Consider the following 23,481-nt stretch of genomic DNA (forward strand, 5'->3'; position numbering starts at 1 on the left):
CGACTAACTCACCATTTTAATTTTTAGTGCTTTGAACTACATCCTAAACTAGTTTCAGATAGATTCATCTTTCTTGAGGTGGATATTAGTCTGAGTTAATAATTATATATTTTAAACCGGGCTTTTTGTTCACGCAGAGGCGCAGAGTCAACAGAGAGAAGTTAAGAGTTTAAGCTAAATAGATGGAATTTGCTTTGTTTATAAACTAATTGGTGGAAATTTCCACTTTGGTAGTAGAATGACAATGTTAAGTTTTGTATTGCAGGATTAAGTAGGGCTTACTAAATACGAAACCTGTAATTTGCCTAGCTATGGCAATAGCTTTCAACTAGAAAACAGTAAAGAGAGGATTTCACAAAATGGCATTTACCCAACCAGCTTTACCTTTTGCTTCTGATGCTTTAGAATCCTATGGCATGAAGGCTGAAACCTTTGAATATCACTATGGTAAGCATCATAAAGCTTATGTAGATAATTTGAATAAGCTTGTTGATAGCACAGAATTAGCCAACAAGTCTTTGGAAGAAGTAATTCAAATCGCTTTTGGTGATTCTACCAAAGCTGGAATCTTCAACAATGCTGCTCAAGTTTGGAATCACTCCTTCTTTTGGAATTGCTTAAAACCCGCAGGTGGCGGCGCTCCTACAGGCGCATTAGCTGCTAAAATTGATCAGGATTTTGGTAGTTTCGACAAATTCAAAGAAGAATTTTCTAACGCTGCTGCAACTCAATTCGGTAGTGGTTGGGCTTGGTTGGTTGATGATGGTGGTACTCTGAAAGTAATGAAAACCCCCAACGCCGAAAACCCCCTCGCACACGGTAAAAAAGCTCTGTTAACCATTGACGTTTGGGAACACGCATATTACATTGACTTCAAAAATGCCCGTCCTGCATTCATCAAGAATTTCTTAGATAATTTGGTGAACTGGGATTTTGTCGCTGCAAATTTCGCTGCTTAGATTTTAATGGGTAATGGGTAATTGGTAATGGGTAATATTTTTACTTATTACCCCTTATCCAATCTCTAAGAGGATGTTTTAAAAGTGGTATCCCGTAATTTTCATCACATTGTTACCCCCCTTACAAAGGGGAGAAACAAGAAAATCCAGTTCCCTCCCCTTTATAAGGGGAGGGTTAGGGAGGGGTAAAACATTTGATACAGCAATCGTGACTTTTCAAACACCCTCTAAATTAATACTATTTAGGGCTTGCTGAAAAAGTTATCTGTGAGGGCTAGAAGTATGGCTAACGCCACGCTACGCTATCAGGAGTTCAGGAGTGTATAAGTAGGTGAACACAATAAAACCAAACTGTGTAAAGAAATGTAAAATCGCCTAAACCCTCTTCACTCTTGCCTCTTGCCTTTTGCCTTGCCATAACGACAATTTTCAACGCCAACCTACTTACTGCTATATTGTTAATTTACAATTTCTGCAATAATTCCTGAGTTAACTGCATAAATGCCTTAGAACCCGCTGTATTCGGACTTAGTAAAGAAACGGGCATAAAACTATCAACAGCTTTGGCAACATTAACATCAACGGGGATTTGAGCTTTACAGATTTTATCTACTCCAAAATCTTCGATAACTCGGTGCATTACCTGTTTATAATATCTGCCATTCAGGAGATTAGCATTGGACATACTAAAGACAATTCCCAACATTTTAATATCTATTTTGGCTTCATGTTCATGACTTTCTTTTAATTGCCCAATGCGTCTTTCTAAAAGTTGGATTCCGACTACAGATAGGGGTTCTGGTCTAGCGGGAAGAATGTAGAAATCACTGGTAGCTAAAGCACTTCGAGTCAAGAGATTATAACCGGGAGCGCAATCTAAAAGAATAAAATCATATTCATTCCGGATAGGTTCTAAAATATCTCTAATTAAGACCCTTTCAAAGCGATTCCAGATGGTTTCAAAATCCTGTTCTCCTAACGCTACTGATTGATTATGCAGCATTTCTGAAACCAAAAATTCATCATATAAATCTATGTCTCCTGGTAATAAGTTTAATCCAGTCAGGTTACAAATCTCAGGTTGAATGATGTCCCCAATTGTAAATTTTGCCTCTGGTTCAGGGTTGATAATTTGATCTAGTAAATATCTAAATGTCTTTCTTTGTTTGCGACGTTTGGCAAAATCAACAGGTGACATTAAACTCAGTGTGGCACTGATTTGACTATCTAAATCTAAAACAAGTACCTTTTTTCCGTGATTTTTGGCTAAACAGGTGGCTATATTCACGGTAATGGTGGTTTTACCAACTCCACCTTTCATGTTTGCGGTTGCAATTACATATCCCATTTTAATTCCTCTACTGACGCTTTCCCAATGATATAGCGTTTATATTATCTAATAAATTTAGATCCCCGACTTCTTAGAGAAGTCGGGGATCTTTTTTTTAAGGTAGTTTAATAGTTTGTGCTAATAAGCTTTGAAGACGTTGTCCGTGCGAACTACCTTGGTAAACTAAATCACCTTTGCCTAATAAATAAGCGGCTGTTGTTTTTTCTTTTCCACCCAGAATAATACATGAATCTGCTTGGCTGGAGGTACGCAGGGCGACTCGTCCAGGTAGGTTAGAACGAATAATTGTGGTGACAATACTCGCTTCTGGACGTTGTGTGGAAATAATTAGATGAATACCGGCGGCTCTTGCCATTGCGCCTAAACGTTTGATACTTTGTTCTAAGATGGTGCGAATTTCTTTTTCTGCCATAAAATCGGCATATTCATCAAATATACAGACAATACGCGGTAAAGCTGGGGAAGAACGTTGATTATAGGTCATTAAATCTGCACATTTAGCTTTTTCAAATTTCTGATAACGAGATTCCATTTCTGCAACTAGTTCCTGCATTAATTCTACGGCGCGATCGCTATCTTTGACAACTGGTGAATATAACCATGACATTTGTTCAAATTCGGGAAATGTTACCCGCTTGGGGTCAACTAAGGCAATTTTGAGATGTTGGGGAGAATGACGATAGATTAAACTGAGGAGGAGCGATCGCAAAAACTCACTTTTTCCGCTTCCTGTTGTTCCCCCAACCAAAAAATGACAGGTATTCGGATCTGATAAATCAGCCTCTAACAACTTTCCATCAATACCCACTCCAATAGCAATTTTTACGGGTGCTGTTGGGGGTAAAAATTCCTTTTGAATAAAATCTTCAAATTTAGCAATTTGTCTATCTTGACGGGGTAAATCAACACTGACATAACCAGCTTGGGGAGCAATTAAAGGGGGATTTTCTAACCCTAATTGTACTTGTAAATCTGTGGATAATTTCAAAATTGAAGGAACTTTCACACCTAAATGTGGTTTAATTTTTACCCGAATAAATGCCGGACTTACATCAGCACCATAATAATCTACATTAACCTTAAAAGATTCTAGAATTGCCACTAAAGATGCGCCAATTTCATCAGCATTAATAAATGTATCTTTCTGACTTTTAAAAGTATCTGAAAAACCTCTCTCCAAACCTCTCTCCTGCAAGGAGAGAGGCTTTGAATTCTCCCCCTTCCCTCGTAGGGAAGGGGGTTGGGGGGTTAGGTTTCGTGTTGGGTTTTCCAAATAATGTGAAAAGTCAGATATATCTTCTTGTTTTTTGGAAGGTGCTATAAAATCAGGATTGTCATTATCTGGAATAACTTTATTTGGCGGTGCATTAGATTCAACATCGAAAAAAGTCTGACACTTTTGTTGTTGGGGGCAAATTTCACATAAATGAGGTTGAGTTGTCGCAGGTGGTGGGTTAGGATTGGGAGATTCCCAACTCAACCATTGTTGCATTTGTAATAATTTATAGGGAATTAATTGATGAACCGTATTTTCTAACTGTTCCCAAGAATATTTGTATTCTTTAAATTCTGGTAAAACACAATAAACAGCAGAATCAACAGGTGCTTTTTTCTGCTTCCATAACATATAACTATAGAGAGAGGCTTGTGCTAATTGTGCTGCTGAATCTACAGGTTGATAGGTTTTAAATTCTACAATACAAAGGCGTTTGAGTTCAAAGTTAAAAACCAGACAATCAAACTCACCTCTAATTAATTGTTTTGTCCCATTAGGTAAATCAAAGTAATATTCCAAATTGTGTTCTCCAGAAATAAAAGTATTCTGAATAACCGTTTCCGCACTACAATAACGACGATTAATTACTAACAATTCAGTAAACTTTTTAATTAATCCTTGTAAACCTTGCCAAACTTGTAGTAATACAGGTGCTTTACTCGCGTCTTTTGCAATTACATCTTGTAAATAGGGAAAGAACTTAATTTGATAGAATAATTGTTGAATTTCCAACGTAATTTCATCTATCCTTAATTGTGTTGCAGATGGATTGAATAAACTTTTAAATCTGGGTTCAATCAGCAGTAAGTTAATAAAATCATCCGCTAATTTGTGGAAAACATTACCAACACCCCCAAGGGTATACTTAGGAGAGAATATTGATTTACTATTAAAATGGTGATTTAGATAAAATAGTCGCGGACACTCAAAAGCTAATCTAACTTTAGTAGGAGTTAAAGAAGAGTTTTCAGATTTATTATTTACCATATTAAATACACGACTGATAACATCAGGATTGGATATTTCCAGTAAGCGACGATGAACAGCAGCGAGATAAACTGTATCCATTGCTGCATAGTTTAACTGTTTTTGAGTCAGGGGACGTTTTCCCCAATCACTGCTTCCTTCTTCTGCGTCTACATTGGAAAAATTGCAGAGTTCAGCAGCTAGGGTTTTTAGTTTTAAGTTGGTAGTTTGTAAGACTTCTTTGGTGATTTTTCTCGCTATTTTGAAGGTACAAGTCACATTTTCTGCTAGTTCTTTTCCTAGATATTTTAAATCAAAACCAGCATTATGAAAAACTTTCTCAATTTGGGAATTAACCATGATTTGGTTAATGAAATATACAGTCAAATCAGGTTGATCTAAAACATCAAAAATGTAAGCAGATTCACCATTTAAATCTGTATAATCAGCCAATACCTGAATTAGTGCTAATTTTGGTTTATCAGTATACCAATCAGCAATTTCCGTATCTATCCATAGAGTTTTAGATAGGGACAGTTGGGAAATTTGCTTGTAAATTTCAGAAGCTTCTGTCAGGTAGTGCATTGGCTGATATAAAAAATGTGCTGGATAGATTACTTGTGAAGAACTAAACAAATTGATTGAGCTTCTGGCTTTTCGTCGGGGTTAACAATTTTAACTTTATCTTCCTGACATAGTTGTTCAATCAGACTCCGAATTTCACTTTCTTTTACATCAGGAAATTGGTTAACTGCTTGTGAAATTAAAGTAGGTAATCCCATAAATGCTTGAGTTTTCACGAGATTTAATAGGAAATTTTTAACAGGTCTTAAATCTTTTCCTTCTTTACCATTTGTTTCTGACTTTCGATTTGATTTAGCAACAATATCTAAATCCTGTAATAAAGTACATTGATTCAATATCTCAGATTCATTAATTAAAGTTTCTAGTCTTTGTAAATTAATCGTTTTCCCACCAATTACCAATTCTTGAGATTTGGCAGAATTTACCAAACTTTGATATGTTGCCAAGTAGTGAATAGAAGACAGACTTGGTTTAATATGAACATGATTAGTATTCGTAAAAATCTGTCTATAGAGTTGATTTCCAGCCAGATTTGGTTTTCCTAAATCTCCAGCACGGATTAAGTGCATAGTTTGACAGAGATTTTTTTGAATTACTATTTGACAAGCATTCATTACATGATAAAAACTAGTCATATTTGAGTCTTCTGTCCAAACTATACCCAATTTTTGCCGATTTGTAGGATGTTGATAACTCAAGGAATAACTAGCATATTTTCCGCTTAAAAGTTTAGACTTAACTCCCTGTATTTTTAAAGTAGATATAGACTGCTGCAACATCTGAATTAAATCAGGTGATGATAACAAAGAAATCTTGGTAATTTTCCCCTGGCTTTTTGTATACTCGTGCTGCCATAATAATTGAAATTCTGCTTGAATTGTATCTTGATTATCTTGATGTCGTGGTGGAACAATAATTATAGGTTTAGGAATAGTTTTTTCATCGGGTGTTGTCACCTTTATTTGTATTGTAACTGGTTCGGGCTTTGGTTTTTCATCTAATAATGAACCTTTATATTTTTGATATTCATCACGACCTAGAGTTAGTGCATTTCTAGGCATAGTTTTACCACCAGGATAGGTTTTCTCTAAAATTTCCCGATTTAGAGGAAAAATAGGAGATTCAGGTCTAGGATTTGCTAGTTGATGTAATGGCTGAAGTTGATAAGCCCAAAGTGCTTCTGCCTGTTCTATAGTAATAGGTTTTAACTGAATTGTTTTATGTATTCCGGCTTTATCGGCTGGGAGAATTCGATCAAAATGCCGTTTTAATGTATTTGTAATAACGCTAATTATCACCAAGAAATTTTTTAAATTATCCCCATGAATTGTGGTATTGACATTAAAAAAAGGTTGTATGTCCAGGAAACCTTCTGGTAACTGGGGCATAGTATCTAAATTATCAAAACATAAAACAATTGGTTGGGTTTGTGTAGAAATTCTGCCAAAGTTGGCTAAGATATTTTTTGCAGCATCTTCTGTATCAATGCAAGTTTTGACCTTGATTTCTTTCATGGAATCTTCATTTAAGTCATCACCACGCAGCCATTCACAAGCTAAATCATATAATTCTGGATTTGCGAGATCATGTAGCACTCCAAAAAATATATCAGGGTTATAAATACCTGCTTTTTTATAACTATCCTTGAGGTGTTTGATAAATTTTTGCCGATTACTTTGTAATGCTTCCCAAAAATTATCATTAAATATTCGTTGTTTGATATCACTTCTTGTAAACGCCGTTAAACTTTTTAGCCACAACATTAACTGTGATTCTTTTTCACCTTCGGGAACTTGAATTAAACTATCAACAGTACGACGTAAAATATGCCGCCAGATATTGCTACTATCAGGCCAGTTGCAGAGAATATAGGCGAAAAAGGCTTTCGGGTTAAGAGTACGTTTAAGCCGACCTAATAAATAACTTTTGCCAGAACCAGACTCACCAGCTAATAAAACTGTGCGGCTACGATGATCTTTACCTACTAAATCAAGTAAACCTTCAATTTCTATGATTGCGTTTTTATGAATTGACTCAACCATGAGTTTTGAATCTTGTTCTTCAGCCCAAAAATTAGTGGGCTTTAAATTGATCATGTCAAAAGGGTTGACCTCGCGTTTAATAATGTCGTTAATGTCTGTCATAGATATGGGTGAGTGAGAGGAGGAAGTAATGAAAAAATGAAAAATATTGGAAAACCTGTTAATTAACTATGATAAAGAACAGTTGTCCACCAATATTTTGAGGAATTCCCGCGTCAATTTGTTCTGGTGTATAAGCACTGACTTCTTGTAAGGTACTAAAATCAATTTTGTCACTTTTTTGCAACCTATACAAAGCCTGATCTAAATCATCTCGTAATAAAGGCGGTTGTAACTTTTGCCGTACATGGAAAATTGGTAAATAATTCTCTGTACCCAATTCCCGATCTAATTTCTTGATAGTTTCTAAAATTTCTTCATCACTGATATTGCCATTAATATCAGAATGTGATTCCATATTATCAGAAACTAAAGTAGAAACTTGTTCTGACTTAACCCGCAAATTCTTCCGTAAAAACCGCACATAATTACCCAGCAAATTAAAGTCTATATTTGCTTTTCCTTCGGGATTATATTCATCCCGCAAAACTTCAATTCCTCTTTCCGTTAACCAAACTTCAGCTTTAAGTCTTTTCATCTTGATTTCAATAGCAATCAAACCCCGTTCACTCAAGGTTTTTAAGATTGCGTCTCGTTCATCTGATTTTAGCGATGAAACTTTGATTTCACTGGGGGCTATTTTTCCAGAACTCTTACCTATCTTCTCCAGTACCTTGAGTTCTTTATCATCAATAGGTAATTGTGCCGAGTCGAGTTTCAGTAGTGCTTGACCAGGAGGTAAAATCTTGACTGTGGCAATTTCGCGGGAATAGTCTACATATTCCAGTTCCCCCAAATCTCGACAAATTTTGGTTTTCTCACTTTTAAAACTATCAAAAATGCTAGAACTCAAGCCAGTACGATAATTGGGACATCCCAACAGTTTTAAGATGAACTTTAACTCTTTCGTTTCCATACGGTTAGTCTTGCTGTATTCGATACTTGACTACTTTAGCGCGAATCACAAAAAAATAACACACAGTTTCTATATTAACTCTAATAAGAGCGATTTTTGGCGTTGGTGAATTGGGGTATGAAAGTCGAAAATTCCATCTCTCAAACCCTTACTCTCTGCGCCTCTTCGTCTCTGCGTGTTCGCGCAGCGTGCCGTAGGCATAATAAAATCATACTTTTACTCAGCAACACCTAAAAACCTACCCTAATCAACAACTTGCTAAAATCAAATTCCACTCATCTTGAGACAAAGGTATTACCTCTATTTCCATACCAAAACAATCACAAGCTGCGACTATTAAAGCCTTAATTATTGTTTCTTGATTGATAGTTTCTGGAAATTGGATAGGATGAAAAAACTCTTGATTAAATACCTTTGCAAACAACTCCGGATCTGGATTTAACCGCATAGAACCATGCTGAAGAACTGCGTCACCTTTCCGTAATTGAGCGCTACCAATCAGTTTAGAACCATCTGCTAAGACTAAATCCGCACCTGTGGCTGTTCCAAAACAATTAGGATTGTGAATATAACCGCGTCCAGCTTGACCATAGTACAATTCTATATCGAGCGATCGCCATCCTTGAATCAAAAACTCACAAATCTGCCCATACACATCTAAACGATTTCCCCTCAGTCCAGACGTGACCACAGAGTAAGTTAAATCACCTTGATGTAAAACAGCCCTACCACCTGTAGGACGACGCACCAAATCTAATTTCTCCCCTTTCCACGTCAAATCTTGCCAAAATTCAGGATATTGACGTTGATGATAACCTAAAGAAATTGCGGGTGGCGACCAAGTATAAAAACGTAAAGTTGGCGGATGTTGTCCCGACTCATGTTGTGCTAATAACCAGCGGTCTATAGCCATCTGAACATCACCAGCGGCAGCTAAAATGGGAATAAGTCGCCACACCTGCGAATCCGGCATTAAATATCACATCCCTCAACTAAATTATAGAAATCTAAATTGCACCGAACTCGGATTGCAGATATTCATCATTATCATCAGCGATAGTCGCAACGATAGTAATGATGCGAGAAACTTCCCCCGGAGACAACTCCGCTAAAGTGCGTGTAGAAATCACCACCACTTGATGATCAATAATGCCAAAACGAGCTTCAAAGGTACTAACACAATTTAACTCTAAGAGATATCGTGTCAATCTGGCTTCATCTTGGACAGGTAACTTTAGCACCGCAGCCCAAACCGTGATTGTATCTTCATCAGTAATTCCCGTTAACTGCACAAATACTTCTACACTGCCATACTGGAATTTCCACAGATACTCACCCTCAGAACCATGACTAACCATTGCACTTTGATCTTGTGCCAGGGTATCAATTACATTTTCAATAACTTCCACATGATTTGGGGCTGTGGTTTCTTGAATAACTTCATCCAGTAAATCATCAGGAGATTGGGTTTCTAGGTAGCTGGCCATACAGATTTTTTTTAAGTAATATAGTCACTGCTTTAATCTACTATTATGCTACCAAAAATGCCAGCATCTCATCTACCTGTCTTCCCAAATCAAGATATCAAAATTAGGAGAAAGTATTGATAGAGATCACAGCCATGCAAATTACTATGACATAGGCTAGACTTATTGTTGCACAGGTAAAACTTGATTAAGTTCTCAATTATTTTTTCCCGGTTTCAGGAGTTCACATCCAGAACCATTAGATGTAAGTCACTTTCACCTTTATGGGGCTTTAACTTTAGGTAAAAATTTTTAAATTTATTGTCTATTGTGTCCCATTAATGAGAATAAAGCCCATTTTGCCTATCTTACATCATTAAATTTCTGCTGTCGGTTACATAAGCTACTAATTTTAGTTAAAATAGGCAAACCAAAGCAGTTTATTTTGGTGTAGCGCAAAAATTACTCGCTAGTTTAGCGTCACAAGATGTAAAAATCAGGAAAGAGGAACAACTTGCTTGTTTTTAGCATCAAGGGATACGGAATTGTGAGTTAAATCGTGAGTTACCTAATCTACGAAAATTGATCAAAACTCAAGTTGACAAATTGGGGTGCTATCTGTTAAAAGGTTCTAGAATCTGGCGTAAAAAAACCGAAAAAACCCAAAAAACTTTTTTGAGATTTTTCCGGATTAACCAAAAAATCTGCGATTATTGTTACACTGATTTTAATAAGCACTATGAATATTAAGCTTGATCACAGCACCCCATGTCATTTAACTTCCTTCTTCACCCTACTTATCAAAGAAGGTATTTCCCCTAATCAAATCGTTTTGGGTATTGTTCAATTAGCCACCCAGACCCATGAATTAGATGGAACGATGGCATCAGCCGACTGTCTTCGGTTGCTACTGGTACTGATGCCAGCAGAAACCTGTGCAAAAGGAGTTTCTGCTTATATATCATCTTTAGCAGCAGAAGGTATTACTACCTTAATGTTATTAGATGCTTTGAGCCTAGCTTGCTATGTTTGTGGACAATCAGATGAAGCTAACCTAGTTCACTTGACTTACAAAAGATTACAAGCTGATGCCATTATTTCCCAAATGCTTCGTGATTAAAAGCTAAGTTATTAATTTTCCATCATTTTTTCATAGTCTAACTATTTTCAAGTTAATTCCTACTCGTACATGACAATTTTGTACTTGATAGTTCCGTTTGTTCATTAGGCAATCGGCCAGTTTGATTAATATATAATTTTCTTGGCAACTGTTATTCAATAGCTGTTAGCTGTAGCTTGGCTATGATTTGAATATTGCAATATTTCTTGTGAGTTTGACAGCACCGCATCTATCGCTTATCATCTTGGAAGTCTCTAGTGGTCGGGGTAATCCCTGCATCCATAACTTCTCAACTTTCTCTTTAACCCTGTTGATATTCCATTAAAGCTGGAAACTAAAATGGTTATCTGCCAAAATGCCAAAATATAAGATCATCAGCGGAACATTTCGGGAATTCTATATTTTGCAAGTGAAGCGAGCATTTGGTTTGCCAGAGTTAGATTGATAGTTTCACCTTTATTTCATCTGGAGTTGGCATCTTGTGAGATGAACAGTATCGAGCTAATCACAATGCTTACTTACTCTCAAAACCCAACCTTCAGAAGCAACTTGCCAAAATCACCTCTATTGGCAACGGTGACAGACGCATTAGGTAAAGTTCCTATTGTCCGATTAAATCGAATTCATCCAAGTTGTCAACATCATCATTTATATTTAAAATTAGAATCTTGTAATCCTGGTGGGAGTATTAAAGAAAAAAATGCGGCTTATTTGGTGAAGGAAGCGGAAAAACAAAGTTTACTGTTGCCAGGTGGGACAATTGTTGAATCTAGTTCTGGTAACTTTGGCATTGGGTTAGCAATTGTGGGTGCTACCAAGGGTTACAGGGTGATGATTGTGATTGATGCTAAAACCCCTGTCACCATGCGAAGAATGCTCACAGCCTACGGTGCAGAATTGGTAGAAGTGCCTTTAAGTGCGGCTGATGCTCAAGGTTCAATGCAGGTAGCAAGAATGGCAAAAGCTCAGGAATTAGCTACAAATCTTCCTGGTGCTTGGTATCCTTGTCAACATAAAAATCCTAGTAATACTGATGCCCATGAACTTTGGACGGCACAGGAAATTGAAGAAGCTTTTGGTGGTGCGCCAGATGCTATTGTGATTGGAGTGAGCACAGCCGGACAATTAGGTGGTATTAGTCGCTATTTTAAAAAGTATTATCCCCAAACTAGAATTATTGGTGTAGATGTGGCAGGATCAGCTATTTTTGGGACACCCAGACACCCCTATAAGATGACTGGACTGGGTTTATCTTTCGTTCCCCCCAATTTTGACCCACAGGTGTTAGATGCGGCTTATAGCGTGGATGATGCTTTGGCGTTTTCTGTTTGTCATGCTTTGGCTAAACAGGAGGGTATGCTTTTAGGTGCTTCCACTGGTGCAATTGTGTCCGCAGCTTTAGCAGATACTCAAAGATTTACTCAGCCTCAAACTATGTTACTACTTAATCCTGATCGGGGCGATCGCTATCTAGAAACAGTTTACAATGCAGATTGGTTAACAGCACAAGGAATTAACATCCTTGAACATTCCCATCTCACAGAAGCAATTGCTAATCTTCTACCTGTACCATTGGATATTGTCGGTAGGAGTCAAGTGTGAAATTACAAGAACCCCAATCTCAACCAGTTAGTTTAGGGACTTTATGGCGGGAATTTTTGCCTTTGTCCCTCAGTGATGTGACTATGGCCTGTGGTGATCCGATGATGACCACTACATTAGCTCATCTTCCTGATGCTCAAATTAACTTAGCGGCTGTAGGTATTGCTAAATCTTTGGCGATATTTTTTGAAAGTCCGATTATTATGATTTTGCACGCTGCTAATGCTTTAGCTGGTTCTGAAGATTCACGTAAGGCATTATGGCGGTTTACATTATTTGTAGGTGCAGGACTGACTTGTTTATTAAGTTTGTTAGGATTACCAATCATTTTTAATTTTGTCGGTGTGAGTCTGTTAGGGATTCCATCAGCAATGTTAACTACAGTCAGTCAAGTATTATTACTAATGGGTGGTTGGCCATTTGCGATCGCATGGCGGCGTTATTTTCAAGGGTTATTAATTTATCATGGTCAGTCTCGCGCTGTCGCCAAAGCCAGTATTTTCAGGTTATTCACATTAGCAATAGTTCTCACGGGCGGATTTTTCTTCTCCCTATCTGGGGGTGTACTTGCTGGACTTGCTCTCATCAGTGGGGTGATTGTTGAGGCAATAGCTGTAACAATTTTTGCTCGGCTTTCTGGTGCAACTATACCACCACAAATAGAACAACCTAATTTACCCCGCAATTTAGCACAGGTGTGGAAATTCTATTTACCCTTAGCTAATTCTATGATGGTGGTTTGGGGCGGAAGGGCGATATTAATTAGCATTCTTGCCCGCGCTGAAGATGCGACAATTGCCATTGCTGCTTGGTCTGCGGCTTGGGGACTGGTTTTAGTAATTGCCAATTCTACCCGCATGGTACAGCAAATGGTGATTAAATATCGTCATCAAGTGAGCGATAAGCAACTGCTGACTTTTGCTATCAGTGTGGGTGCAGTTTGTTCCAGCTTACTATTATTGATGAGTTTAACACCAATAGGCGATCGCATAGTTCAAAGTTTCATTGGGAATGATCTTACCTTAGCTAACAGCATCAAACCTGTACTTTTAATTTGTACAATTGTGCCATTATTTGTGGCTTTACAAAATGCAACTCAGGGTTTTTTAGTCAGTGAAAATCGCACAGGTCACGTCAATCTATCTACTTGGTTAGGAACAGGAACTTTATTAATAATTGCTACTTTAGCTATTAACAAAGGCATGAATGGGGCAATGGCCGCCGCTATTGCCATGATTACATCTATGTTAGTTGAAGTTACCTGTTTACTTTGGAAACGAGCGGCAAAATCACAGTAAATGTACTGCCCTTATTTACATGACTTTGTACTTCTAATTTGCCTTTATGAGTTTGGACAATTGCCAAAGTAATAGCCAAACCTAATCCCGAACCACCAGTATTGCGAGAACGATCTGCATTAACTCGATAAAAGCGCTCAAAAATGTGGGGAATATCAGAATTAGGAATACCAACACCTGTATCTTTAATAGTAATTATACCTTGATGATCCTTAGTTGTCAGATTAATTTCTACTTCCCCAGATTCAGGAGTATATTTAATGGCATTACTAACTAAATTCAACAACATTCGATAAATTTGACTTTCATTACCTTGAATATAAAAATCAGATTGATCAGGAATATGACTAGATAATACAACTTGTGCATCCATAGCTATAGGCATTAATTCTTCTTCCACATCTGCAACTAAATCATTTAAACAAATTTGCTGTAATTTAGTTTCTTGTAATCCACTTTCTAACCGAGATAATAATAATAAATCCTGTGTTAATATCACTAATCTTTGGATTTGTCTCTCCAGTGCTTTTTGAGTTTCTGGGTTAATTGAATTTGTTTCGACAATTGTTTGTAAAGATGTAATGGGAGTTCTTAATTCATGTGCTGCGTCAGCGGTAAATTGTTGTAATTGTTGATATGATTTTTCAATTGGTTGCATAGCTAAACCTGCTAACCACCAACCTGCACCACCAATGATGATCATAGAAGAGGGAATACCCAATCCTAATAACCAATGTAAACTATTCATATAATCATTTAATCGTTGTACAGTTCGTCCAACTTGTAAATATCCCCACAATTGATTATTGTTGATTTTTAAGGGCATTAAATGTAAATGATATAGTTCACCCTGACTATTTCTGATATCATAAGAATGATTGAGGTGAATATTAGCAGGAAATTCATCGGGATTATTACCAATAGCCGCAATAGCTTCTCCTGCTGGTGTTAAAAACCTGAGATAATATCCTTCTGCTAATAAATTCAGTAAATCTGATTCTGATTTAATGGGTAAACAAGATTGTTGCTTTAAACAAAGTCCTGGTAAAGATTTCTGAGTAGTAATAGATAATTCTCCAGGAATTTTTAACTCTGTTTTTAATTGATCTTCAAATACCTTGCCAAAAACTTCTAATTCTCGATCAACTGTGCGAGTAAAAGCTTGTATCATGACACTGTGAGCGATGCAACCACATAGTAATAAAGTTGATCCCATCACACCAGCATAGGTAATGGCTAATTTAAATCGAGAATAATTGAATAGTGAATTATTATTCATATAATTTTAGATTTTGTAAATATAAAGTCCCCGACTTCTGGTATTAATTGATAACTTATTGACAAAATAAAAAAGAAGTCGGGGATCTTAACTATGCGGAAAAACGATAACCAAAACCTCGAATAGTTTCAATGGCTTTAGAAAAACCACATTCTGATAATTTACGTCTTAATAATCTCACTTGTGCAGCAACAACATTACTCACAGTATCACTTTCAAAATCCCACAATCTAGCGCGAATTTGTTCATGAGTTAGTATTTGTTGAGGATGTTGCATGAAATATTCTAAAAGTTGAAATTCTTTAGCTGTGAGGATAATTGGTGAAGAATTTTCCGCTGCTAAATTCACAACTGAAAAATTACTATAATCTAAAATTAAACTACCTACTTGTAACTGCGGTGGTTGAAAATTTGGTAATCTTCTCTGTAATGCTCTTACCCGCGCCAATAATTCTTCCATACCAAAGGGTTTAACAAGATAATCATCTGCACCTGCATCTAAACCCGTAACACGATCATTCATGCTATCTCTAGCTGTTAATAACATAATTGGTAATTGATTTTTTTGCGCTCTTAATCTTTTACACAATTCCAATCCTGACAACTTTGGTAACATCCAATCTAAAATCGCAATTTCATATCTTAGTGGTATTGTCTGCAAATAATCCCAAGCAGTTTCTCCATCTTCCACCCAATCTACTACATAATCACGCTGGGTAAGAGCATGATGAATACTCCTTGCTAAATCATGTTCATCTTCAACTAATAACAACCGCATAATACTAATTATATATGAACCAGCACAGAATCATCATCATCCATATTTATCCGCGTTTATCTGCGTTCATCTGCGTTTAATTATTCTTGAACTCTTCTATGCAACTTCATCTTAATTTAGTTTAAAAGTGTTTGACGATTATTTGCGATAAGAAAATTTTTATTCCCATTAAAAAACGCCTGGGAGTGTTGCCGTGTTTCCACCCCAGACGTTTTTTAAACTTGCTCCTCACACACTAATCTAATCTATCACTCTTTTTTTTAAATGGCAAGTACCTCAGACAACAATTTTAGAAATTGCTTGGAATAGGGAACAGGGAACAGGGAACAAGATTTTTACAACTGACAACTGACCTAATGTAAAAAGTGCCGTACACCAGTGAGAACCATTAATAAACCGAGTTCGTTAGCGGCTTTGATAGAATCCTTATCCTTGAGACTGCCTCCGGGTTGGACAATGGCGGTAATTCCGGCTGCTGCGGCTGCTTTGACGGTATCATCGAAGGGGAAGAAGCCGTCACTAGCGAGAAATGCTCCTTGGGCTTTTTCTCCAGCTTGTTCGAGAGCGATTTTTGTAGAACCGACACGGTTCATTTGTCCAGCACCGACACCTAAAGTTGTGCGATCGCTCGCAATGACGATAGCATTAGATTTAACGTGCTTGCAAACTTTCCAGGCAAACAGTAATTCAGCTAACTCACTGGGAGTAGGTTGACGTTCAGTGACAACTTGCCATTGACTAGGATCAGCAATGATATCATCAGCAGATTGGACTAAAAACCCACCAGCTACAGCTTTCACCGTTTCCTTCGGTCCAGTCAGCAAATCTGGTAAAATCAAAACGCGGACATTGCCTTTTTTAGTTAAAATTTCCTGAGCTTCTTCGTCACAACCAGGAGCAACCACGCACTCTAAAAATGTCTTTGTTAATTCCGTCGCTGTCGCTGCATCAATAGGCCGATTTAAAGCTACAATTCCCCCAAAAGCAGAGGTGGAATCAGCATTAAAGGCTTTTTGATAAGCGTCAAAAATTGTGTTTGCTTCCGCAGTTCCACAGGGATTAGTATGTTTGATAATTGTCGCCGCAGGACTGGTTGTAAACTCGGCAATTATCCGCCGTGCAGCTTCCAAATCTACCAAATTATTGTAACTGAGTTCCTTACCTTGCAGTTTTGTCGCTGCTGTCCAACCTGTGGGGGTACTTCCCGTTTGATACCATGCTGCGGGTTGGTGGGGATTTTCCCCATAACGCAAAGATTGGAGTTGTGTACCAGAAATAGTAAATTCTTGTGTTTGTGTACCAGCTAAATAGGCTGCTATGGCATTATCATAACTAGCAGTATGTAAAAATCCCTTTAAAGCGCATTTTTGGCGAAACTCTAAAGATGCCTCTCCATTTTGGCGTAATTCTTGCAAATACTCACCATACTGAGCAGGATCACATAATACCGTCAAATGGGCGTAATTTTTGGAAGAAGCCCTTAACATAGCCGGGCCACCAATATCAATTTGTTCCACCGCGTCAGCTAGAGTCACACCTTGTTTCGCAATGGTCTCCGCAAAAGGATAAAGATTAACAACGACTAAATCAATGGGACGAATTTGATTATTTTCTAAATCTGTGACATCTTGCGCCACATCTCGCCGTGCTAAAATCCCCCCATGAATGCGAGGATGAAGAGTTTTCACCCGACCGCCTAAAATTTCCGGTGAACCCGTATAATCAGAAACCTTAGTAACTGGTATTCCCGCATCTTTCAGGGTTTTGGCTGTTCCCCCACTGCTGATGATATCAAAGCCAAATTCTTCAACCAAACTCCGGGCTAAATCAATTACACCAGTTTTATTAGATACACTCAGCAGGGCTAAACGTGCCATAATTTCCCAGATTCCTTTGGACTAAATTGCTTTCTGTGAAGAACATTCTACCGAAAGGGTGTTAAAAGTTCATACCAAATTAAGATGAAACTGCATGGAATCAGATTTATAAGATAATTAAACGCAGATGAACGCGGATGAACGCGGATGAATGAATTTGATGATTCTGTGCCGCCTCACATAAAAATCATCTAAAATAATTGGGGCTTTATTCTCAAAAAACTGGATAATTCGGGCAGAATCCAAACAAAGTTATTATGAATAGTGTATAGAAAACCGGACTTGTACTAGCTTCGGTCTCAATAGCAAAGGTTTAGAGATGTTTACTTCATCGGAAACTCCTATAATTGCAGCCATTGTGCTGATAGCGTCCGGCATTTTAGGCTGGGGCTTTTATCGTGCCAGACCTTTTGGTAAACTAGGCATCCTAGCCTGGTTACAATCCGTCGTCTTAATGACTCCCTGGCTTTTGTTCTTTGGATTATTTGCCGCTGGGATTTATATCAATATTGTGGGTATCTTGTTCTTGGTGGTAGCTTCCGCTGGATTGTATATTTTCTTGGGTAGAAAATTACGGGAAGCTGGTCAAGATGCTATTCTCAAGCAACGGGCAACAGAGCGACTTGCAGCCCAAGGTGATAAAGACAGTTCTGTGATAGTCCCAGAACTACAATTAGCACCAACTCCCATACCCGAAGCAGATTTAAGCCTGATTAGAGGCATTTTCGGCATTGACACATTTTTTGCCACAGAAACTATCCCCTACCAAGAAGGAGTGGTTTTTAAAGGTAACTTGCGGGGAGAACCAGAAGCCGTTCATAACCGACTGACAAAAAGTTTACAGGAACGCTTAGAAGATAAATATCGCCTATTTTTGGTAGAAAATACTGACGGCAAACCTGTTATCATTATTCTCCCTAGCCGCACAGACCCTCAACGCGCCCAGTTAGCACAAAAAGCTTTTGCAGTGATTTTGTTTATCGCAACTATCGCTACTAGCTTGGAAGTGGGGGGTATATTACAGAATTTCGATTTATTTAGTAACCCTGAACGTTTTGCAGAAGCTTTACCTATTGCTTTGGGTTTATCGGTAATTTTGATCTCTCACGAAGTTGGACATTGGTTGTTAGCCCGTCGTCACCAAGTTAAATTAAGTTGGCCGTTCTTTTTACCAGCGGTGCAAATTGGTTCTTTTGGGGCAATTACGAGATTTGAGTCCCTTGTCCCTAGCCGTAATGCTTTATTTGATATTGCGTTGGCTGGCCCGGCTTTTGGGGGGATTACTTCTTTGTTATTACTGGTGATAGGGTTGCTACTTTCTCACCCAGGGAGTTTGTTTCAATTACCCAATCAGTTTTTTCAAGGTTCAATTTTAGTCGGTAGTTTGGCACGGGTTGTCCTGGGTTCGGCTTTACAGTCTTCGGTGGTGAATATTCATCCTTTGGTGATTATTGGTTGGTTAGGATTAGTTATCACGGCGTTGAATTTAATGCCGGCTGGCCAATTGGACGGGGGGCGAATTGTGCAAGCAATTTATGGCCGCAAAACCGCAGGAAGAACTACTTTTGCGACGATAGTTTTACTGGCTATTGTATCTTTGGGTAATCCTTTGGCGATGTATTGGGCTATTGTGATTTTGTTTTTACAACGGGATTTAGAACGTCCTAGTTTAAATGAAATTAGTGAACCAGATGATGCTAGGGCGGCTTTATGTCTTTTGGCTTTGTTTTTGATGATTGCTACTCTTTTACCTTTAACTCCGGCTTTGGCTGGGCGTTTGGGTATCGGTAGTTAGGAATAGAAGAATTATCTCGTTCCCATACTCTGTGTGGGAACGGATTATAGAAGGCTCTGCCTTCAACGAAACAAGAGGCAGAGCCTCTTAATAGCATTCCCAGTCGGAGACTGGGAACGAGATATTACTAATTACCAATTTTCTAGGGTTTCCAGTTTGCTAATAGGTTGGGGTAATTTGTTGGTGTGGGGAAGATTTTTTGCCATGTTTGTTGGCGTTGTTGGGGGTTTTCTTGGCTCATGTTCCAGAGGGTTTCGTAGAAGAAGAAGGAAACACCAGCAAATTTTCGCTCTCGCACTTTTTCTATTTGGGTTTTGATTTGTTCCATTGGGACTGTGCGATTTTTTAAACCACTTAAAATGCCAATGCTGACGGGAATATGAGTTTGAGCTTGTTTGACTTCTGGATATTCTAATTCGCTGATAAAGACGTTTAAATTATTACGATAAATCTGTAAAACTAGGTCTTCTATTATTCCCATTCTTTCCCATTTTTGCCAATCTGCAAGGAAGTATTCATAGGAAAAACGCTGAGGATTAGGAGCAACGGAAACGATACAATCTTTTTTGTTAGCTTTAATTGCTGTAAAGACTCGCTTCATAAAGTCGGTGATTTTGTTGGCTCTCCAATTTACCCATTCTGGATTTTTGAAGTCTGCGGGGGGAAGTTTTCCTTTATGTTCTTTTTTGTATAATGCTGTGGTGTAGGCATCATATCCTAGTTCTGATGGTAAACCGAAATGGTCATCAAATTGAATGCCATCAATGTCATAGTTTTTGACTATTTCTACTATCAAATCTTGGATAAATTGTTGCACTTCGGGACGAAAGGGATTCAACCAAACTCGGTTATGTATGCCTTCTTTGACTATTTTTGTGCCATCTCTGCGGTTTGTTAACCAAGTAGGACGATTTTTTGCTAAAAGGGAATCAGCAGGTGCCATAAAGCCAAATTCAAACCAGGGAATGACTGTTAAATTTTGTTTATGTCCCTCGCTGACTATTTCTTTGAGCATATCTCGCTTTTGCAGTCCGGGGGTGGGGTCTACTGATTTACCAATAACTTTGGCGGCGATTTTGCTAGGATAAAGGGTGTATCCCCAATTCCAGACGGCGGGATAAACGGTGTTAAAGTTGAGTTGATGTAATGTTCGTAAACTTTGTTTTAGTCTGTTACTCTCAAATAAAACATCACTATCAATATTTGTTAACCAGACTCCCCGTAATTCTGTGGATTTGGGAATTTGAGCATTTAAGGGGAATGATAGCATGATGGATGCAACCATACTCACGGCTATCATAACCGCTAAAAATCCCAGTTTTCTAGTTTGACGCTGCCATTTGATCACTATTTTCTCCATCGCTGATTCTGTGTTGATTCCTGGTTTATTTGATGGTGTGCAGTTGGGAGAGAAAAGCCGGGAATTAACCACCACCAACGATTGTGACTACTTCTAGGCGATCGCCATTTTTGATTTGAGTTTCTAACCAAAATTGACGATGTAAGATTTCACCGTTGTATTCTACTGCGATTAAGCGCAGATTAAAACCCAATTGTTGCAGTAATTCGGGTAAAGCTGTTGGGTATACACAGTTGCGGGTTTCTCCGTTGACTTGGAGACTAATTGGATTGGACATGGAGAAAAAATTTGAATTTAGGAGTTATGAAAATTATAAGAGTTTGGGTTACATTTATAGGCATTAGTTGACGGCGATTATAAATCGCTACTACACAAGCGAAGTCCACCTACGTGGACTAATGAAAATCAAAGGTTTCAAACCCACGCAGGTGGGTTTTGTTTGTGTAGCCGTGACTTCTAGTCGCCAGAGTTGGTATGAATTTAGACTATAAATCTTGCTCTTTTAATAATTCATTTACCCAAATCAGATCAGTTTCTTGAATTGGCGGAACTGGTTCAGAATTATAATCTATTGCTAAATCTAAACCAGCACGATCAAATAAGTCTTGAATCACATTTTGTAAATCTACTAAAGGTTCTATATCTTCTTTTTGTAGAGGTAAGAAAAAAGCGGGAATTGCTTCTGATAAATTAAAAGGATATAATTCTGCTCTAGGTCTTAATTGACTACGACTAACTAAAATTTGATAATCTGATTTAATATTATTATCTAATATGGGCATAGATTCACCAGCACGCAATAAATCTATTTCGACTAAATGTGTAGAACTTCCTAATATTTGTAACCGTTTAGTTTGATATGCTTTTCTTCCTTCTCCCTGACGTTTATTTTTGGGTGATAGTAATTCAATTACTGTGATCACTTCACCTGTAGCAACTTCTCTCACTTCTAAATAAGTTTCTCTAATTTCTTCAGGTATGGGGATATTTACGGTTATGGGTTTAACAGGTGGAGACGCTACAGCAATGTTAGATGATTCTTGATTTGTGGGTTTTAAAAAACGTACAATAGTCACATCATGAACACCAATTAAAACAGAGTTATTATCTATTATTTGATAAACTCTTTTTTTTACTGCTACTCTATATTTTGGTCGGATATGAGGTAAGATTTTCTCAGCAAGTGCAACCATTAACCAAGTATGAAACTCTGTCCAGAGTTCAGGATTTTCTAAGTAGGGGTTCATCCCTGGAAATGGTGAAGGCATAATAAATAAATTATGGGTTAAATATCTTTTAATCTACAGTATAGCAAAAAACTCTGTAGTGCATACCACGCCATATTCCATTATAGTTATTCATATTTACTGAGAATATTAAATATCGTCTTCACTGAGATTAGCCACTTTGAGAAAATGCCTTAATAGTCCAGGTTTTAGTGATTGATTCCCATGAATAGGAACAGAAATTCGGGCTGGTTTATCGGATTTACCGTAGATATGATGACTACCATTAATCCGTAAAAGTTGCCATCCGTGAGACTCTAATACTTTAGCAAAATTTTTTCCTGAAATTGATTTCATACGGCAATTTCTAATATTTGGGCAGATTCATCAAGTTCTAATGAATCAACATCAACGAGTAAACAACCTTCAACGGCTTCATATATATTTTGTAGTAATTCTTCAAAAGTATCTCCCTGGGTAGCACAACCAGGAATAGCAGGAACTTCTGCCCAATAACCTGTTTCTTCTTTGTGAATAATGACTTTTATTTTCATGGTTAGAAGTTCATTTTTTTAGGTGAGTGATCCTCAAAGACAATTATATCTTATCTGTCTCGATCTTCTCTAATCATTTCTGTACTATCTGGTAATCCAAAATCGGCTGGATTTAAGCGCCGACGATTGCGGCTTTCCTCTAGGACTTTTAGGACATTTTGACGACGTTGTGTTTCTGTTTGCTGTTGTTTTTCTTGTAAGGCTTTCTGTAATAGCGTCACAACTTGAGATTCTATGGAATCATTTTCAGATTCGGCTAATTTTTGTAGTTCTTGATATAGTTGATCGGGTAAAGTGATGACATTAAAATTATTCATCTGTCAAACTTCCAAGGTTATTTATTAATAATGGTAACACGATATAGTAAGGAGGAGCATAGACATGAGAATAAAGAAATTTTCATACTGGTCTTGAATTTCTACCCAGTTGCGAATTGCACCTAAATAGTTACCTAAGTGTAAGTTACCAGTTGGTTGAACTCCCGACAAAACGCGCTGCTTACCCATAATTATCCGTTATTTATCTCCTCTTTTCCGCTTTGTAGTTTTAGAAAAAGTTTGGCAAATACATATTTAGATTAATAAAAGATTCAGAAAAAGTTAAAGAATAAATAGCTTTTTAGGTATATCTATTGATGTTCAGGGTGCAAACTGAAGAAAAACTCTATCTATCTAAGGGTTTTTCTAGAAAAGTAAACTTTTACCAAAGCTTTGTCAAAGTTTAACCTTTAGTATTCTCTCGGATATTAAATATTCGTGGTATCCTATTTTAGGATGGAATAATCAAATATATCCAATCTAAGTCAAATGTGAGAATTTTGCTATCACATTTTTTCTGATAATTGCACCTTAAAAACTTTAATTTCGTTAGCGTTGCCGCAACGCAAATTGATTTAAGGTAAATCGGCTCTTGCGCCTCTTTTATGGAGAAAA

The 23,481-nt window shown here is 37.6% G+C and carries 20 protein-coding genes and 1 pseudogene; 5 read left to right on the top strand and 16 right to left on the bottom strand.

Translation table 11 applies throughout. The features are described from left to right. Positions 1–359 precede the first annotated feature (359 nt). A complete protein-coding gene (locus FJR05_RS21085; RefSeq protein ID WP_027404913.1) occupies positions 360–959 on the top strand; it encodes a superoxide dismutase in 600 nt (199 codons plus the stop codon). Between the two features lie 463 nt (positions 960–1,422). On the opposite strand, the gene FJR05_RS21090 is transcribed toward FJR05_RS21085, so the two are convergent. The 6 genes from FJR05_RS21090 to FJR05_RS21115 form a co-directional block, all read right to left on the bottom strand. Next, positions 1,423–2,307 carry a ParA family protein gene (locus FJR05_RS21090; protein ID WP_039203575.1) on the bottom strand — a complete coding sequence of 295 codons (885 nt, stop codon included), beginning with the start codon at positions 2,305–2,307 and terminating at the stop codon, positions 1,423–1,425. A 97-nt stretch (positions 2,308–2,404) separates the two neighbouring features. Then, on the bottom strand, positions 2,405–5,137 hold the full coding sequence (locus tag FJR05_RS21095; RefSeq protein ID WP_168645942.1) for a DNA translocase FtsK: 2,733 nt from the start codon (positions 5,135–5,137) through the stop codon (positions 2,405–2,407). A 29-nt stretch (positions 5,138–5,166) separates the two neighbouring features. Then, complete coding sequence (locus tag FJR05_RS21100) at positions 5,167–7,281, bottom strand: ATP-binding protein (protein WP_168645925.1); 2,115 nt, start codon at positions 7,279–7,281, stop codon at positions 5,167–5,169. Between the two features lie 58 nt (positions 7,282–7,339). Beyond that, on the bottom strand, positions 7,340–8,194 hold the full coding sequence (locus FJR05_RS21105; protein ID WP_168645926.1) for a transcription factor RcaD: 855 nt from the start codon (positions 8,192–8,194) through the stop codon (positions 7,340–7,342). 247 nt (positions 8,195–8,441) lie between these two features. Then, on the bottom strand, positions 8,442–9,167 hold the full coding sequence (locus tag FJR05_RS21110; protein WP_168645927.1) for a biotin/lipoate A/B protein ligase family protein: 726 nt from the start codon (positions 9,165–9,167) through the stop codon (positions 8,442–8,444). Positions 9,168–9,201: 34 nt separating this feature from the next. Further along, positions 9,202–9,681, bottom strand: coding sequence for a YbjN domain-containing protein (locus FJR05_RS21115; RefSeq protein WP_168645928.1), 480 nt, complete (start codon positions 9,679–9,681; stop codon positions 9,202–9,204). 718 nt (positions 9,682–10,399) lie between these two features. On the opposite strand from FJR05_RS21115, the gene FJR05_RS21120 reads away from it, so the two are divergent. From FJR05_RS21120 to FJR05_RS21130, 3 genes are all read left to right on the top strand, one after another. Beyond that, entirely contained in the window at positions 10,400–10,780 is a 381-nt protein-coding gene (locus FJR05_RS21120; protein WP_168645929.1) for a hypothetical protein, read from the top strand. Positions 10,781–11,290: 510 nt separating this feature from the next. Further along, positions 11,291–12,382: a PLP-dependent cysteine synthase family protein gene (locus FJR05_RS21125; protein WP_168645930.1), complete on the top strand. Its 1,092-nt coding sequence runs from the start codon at positions 11,291–11,293 to the stop codon at positions 12,380–12,382. Beyond that, on the top strand, positions 12,379–13,680 hold the full coding sequence (locus FJR05_RS21130; protein WP_168645931.1) for a hypothetical protein: 1,302 nt from the start codon (positions 12,379–12,381) through the stop codon (positions 13,678–13,680). Before FJR05_RS21125 ends, FJR05_RS21130 begins: the two co-directional genes overlap by 4 nt. On the opposite strand, the gene rppB is transcribed toward FJR05_RS21130, so the two are convergent. From rppB to purH, 3 genes are all read right to left on the bottom strand, one after another. Continuing rightward, on the bottom strand, positions 13,640–14,959 hold the full coding sequence (rppB, locus tag FJR05_RS21135) for a two-component system sensor histidine kinase RppB (protein WP_168645932.1): 1,320 nt from the start codon (positions 14,957–14,959) through the stop codon (positions 13,640–13,642). The genes FJR05_RS21130 and rppB overlap by 41 nt on opposite strands. A gap of 91 nt (positions 14,960–15,050) precedes the next feature. Further along, on the bottom strand, positions 15,051–15,737 hold the full coding sequence (rppA, locus tag FJR05_RS21140; RefSeq protein ID WP_168645933.1) for a two-component system response regulator RppA: 687 nt from the start codon (positions 15,735–15,737) through the stop codon (positions 15,051–15,053). A 353-nt stretch (positions 15,738–16,090) separates the two neighbouring features. Then, positions 16,091–17,614, bottom strand: coding sequence for a bifunctional phosphoribosylaminoimidazolecarboxamide formyltransferase/IMP cyclohydrolase (purH, locus tag FJR05_RS21145; RefSeq protein ID WP_168645934.1), 1,524 nt, complete (start codon positions 17,612–17,614; stop codon positions 16,091–16,093). A gap of 319 nt (positions 17,615–17,933) precedes the next feature. Between purH and FJR05_RS21150 the strand changes: the two genes are divergently transcribed. After that, positions 17,934–19,409 (top strand): site-2 protease family protein, encoded by a 1,476-nt coding sequence (locus tag FJR05_RS21150; protein ID WP_168645935.1) that lies wholly within the window; start codon positions 17,934–17,936, stop codon positions 19,407–19,409. A 142-nt stretch (positions 19,410–19,551) separates the two neighbouring features. On the opposite strand, the gene FJR05_RS21155 is transcribed toward FJR05_RS21150, so the two are convergent. From FJR05_RS21155 to FJR05_RS21185, 7 genes and pseudogenes are all read right to left on the bottom strand, one after another. Then, positions 19,552–20,769: a glycoside hydrolase family 10 protein gene (locus FJR05_RS21155; protein ID WP_168645936.1), complete on the bottom strand. Its 1,218-nt coding sequence runs from the start codon at positions 20,767–20,769 to the stop codon at positions 19,552–19,554. Between the two features lie 64 nt (positions 20,770–20,833). Beyond that, the gene (gene thiS, locus FJR05_RS21160; RefSeq protein WP_168645937.1) at positions 20,834–21,046 is read right to left on the bottom strand and encodes a sulfur carrier protein ThiS; all 213 of its coding nucleotides are present in this window, start codon (positions 21,044–21,046) and stop codon (positions 20,834–20,836) included. A 208-nt stretch (positions 21,047–21,254) separates the two neighbouring features. Continuing rightward, positions 21,255–22,037, bottom strand: coding sequence for a DUF4058 family protein (locus FJR05_RS21165; protein WP_168645938.1), 783 nt, complete (start codon positions 22,035–22,037; stop codon positions 21,255–21,257). Between the two features lie 108 nt (positions 22,038–22,145). After that, complete coding sequence (locus FJR05_RS21170; protein ID WP_168645939.1) at positions 22,146–22,352, bottom strand: type II toxin-antitoxin system HicA family toxin; 207 nt, start codon at positions 22,350–22,352, stop codon at positions 22,146–22,148. Continuing rightward, the gene (locus FJR05_RS21175; RefSeq protein WP_053540461.1) at positions 22,349–22,549 is read right to left on the bottom strand and encodes a type II toxin-antitoxin system HicB family antitoxin; all 201 of its coding nucleotides are present in this window, start codon (positions 22,547–22,549) and stop codon (positions 22,349–22,351) included. The genes FJR05_RS21170 and FJR05_RS21175 overlap by 4 nt, the downstream gene beginning before the upstream one ends. A 50-nt stretch (positions 22,550–22,599) precedes the next feature. Continuing rightward, complete coding sequence (locus tag FJR05_RS21180) at positions 22,600–22,866, bottom strand: hypothetical protein (RefSeq protein ID WP_027404437.1); 267 nt, start codon at positions 22,864–22,866, stop codon at positions 22,600–22,602. Positions 22,867–22,908: 42 nt separating this feature from the next. After that, positions 22,909–23,055: pseudogene (locus tag FJR05_RS21185) on the bottom strand (tryptophan--tRNA ligase); the annotation flags it as partial. Positions 23,056–23,481 lie beyond the last annotated feature (426 nt).

Origin of the sequence: Dolichospermum sp. UHCC 0259 (genome assembly GCF_009711935.1) — a bacterium.
Taxonomy (GTDB): Bacteria; Cyanobacteriota; Cyanobacteriia; order Cyanobacteriales; family Nostocaceae; genus Dolichospermum.

Excerpts from the sequence above, each read along its gene's own strand:
- FJR05_RS21085 (WP_027404913.1), top strand. The coding sequence starts at position 360 with ATGGCATTTACCCAACCAGCTTTACCTTTTGCTTCTGATGCTTTAGAA.
- FJR05_RS21090 (WP_039203575.1), bottom strand. The coding sequence starts at position 2,307 with ATGGGATATGTAATTGCAACCGCAAACATGAAAGGTGGAGTTGGTAAA.
- FJR05_RS21095 (WP_168645942.1), bottom strand. The coding sequence starts at position 5,137 with ATGCACTACCTGACAGAAGCTTCTGAAATTTACAAGCAAATTTCCCAA.
- FJR05_RS21100 (WP_168645925.1), bottom strand. The coding sequence starts at position 7,281 with ATGACAGACATTAACGACATTATTAAACGCGAGGTCAACCCTTTTGAC.
- FJR05_RS21105 (WP_168645926.1), bottom strand. The coding sequence starts at position 8,194 with ATGGAAACGAAAGAGTTAAAGTTCATCTTAAAACTGTTGGGATGTCCC.
- FJR05_RS21110 (WP_168645927.1), bottom strand. The coding sequence starts at position 9,167 with ATGCCGGATTCGCAGGTGTGGCGACTTATTCCCATTTTAGCTGCCGCT.
- FJR05_RS21115 (WP_168645928.1), bottom strand. The coding sequence starts at position 9,681 with ATGGCCAGCTACCTAGAAACCCAATCTCCTGATGATTTACTGGATGAA.
- FJR05_RS21120 (WP_168645929.1), top strand. The coding sequence starts at position 10,400 with ATGAATATTAAGCTTGATCACAGCACCCCATGTCATTTAACTTCCTTC.
- FJR05_RS21125 (WP_168645930.1), top strand. The coding sequence starts at position 11,291 with ATGCTTACTTACTCTCAAAACCCAACCTTCAGAAGCAACTTGCCAAAA.
- rppB (WP_168645932.1), bottom strand. The coding sequence starts at position 14,959 with ATGAATAATAATTCACTATTCAATTATTCTCGATTTAAATTAGCCATT.
- rppA (WP_168645933.1), bottom strand. The coding sequence starts at position 15,737 with ATGCGGTTGTTATTAGTTGAAGATGAACATGATTTAGCAAGGAGTATT.
- purH (WP_168645934.1), bottom strand. The coding sequence starts at position 17,614 with ATGGCACGTTTAGCCCTGCTGAGTGTATCTAATAAAACTGGTGTAATT.
- FJR05_RS21150 (WP_168645935.1), top strand. The coding sequence starts at position 17,934 with ATGTTTACTTCATCGGAAACTCCTATAATTGCAGCCATTGTGCTGATA.
- FJR05_RS21155 (WP_168645936.1), bottom strand. The coding sequence starts at position 20,769 with ATGGAGAAAATAGTGATCAAATGGCAGCGTCAAACTAGAAAACTGGGA.
- thiS (WP_168645937.1), bottom strand. The coding sequence starts at position 21,046 with ATGTCCAATCCAATTAGTCTCCAAGTCAACGGAGAAACCCGCAACTGT.
- FJR05_RS21165 (WP_168645938.1), bottom strand. The coding sequence starts at position 22,037 with ATGCCTTCACCATTTCCAGGGATGAACCCCTACTTAGAAAATCCTGAA.
- FJR05_RS21170 (WP_168645939.1), bottom strand. The coding sequence starts at position 22,352 with ATGAAATCAATTTCAGGAAAAAATTTTGCTAAAGTATTAGAGTCTCAC.
- FJR05_RS21175 (WP_053540461.1), bottom strand. The coding sequence starts at position 22,549 with ATGAAAATAAAAGTCATTATTCACAAAGAAGAAACAGGTTATTGGGCA.
- FJR05_RS21180 (WP_027404437.1), bottom strand. The coding sequence starts at position 22,866 with ATGAATAATTTTAATGTCATCACTTTACCCGATCAACTATATCAAGAA.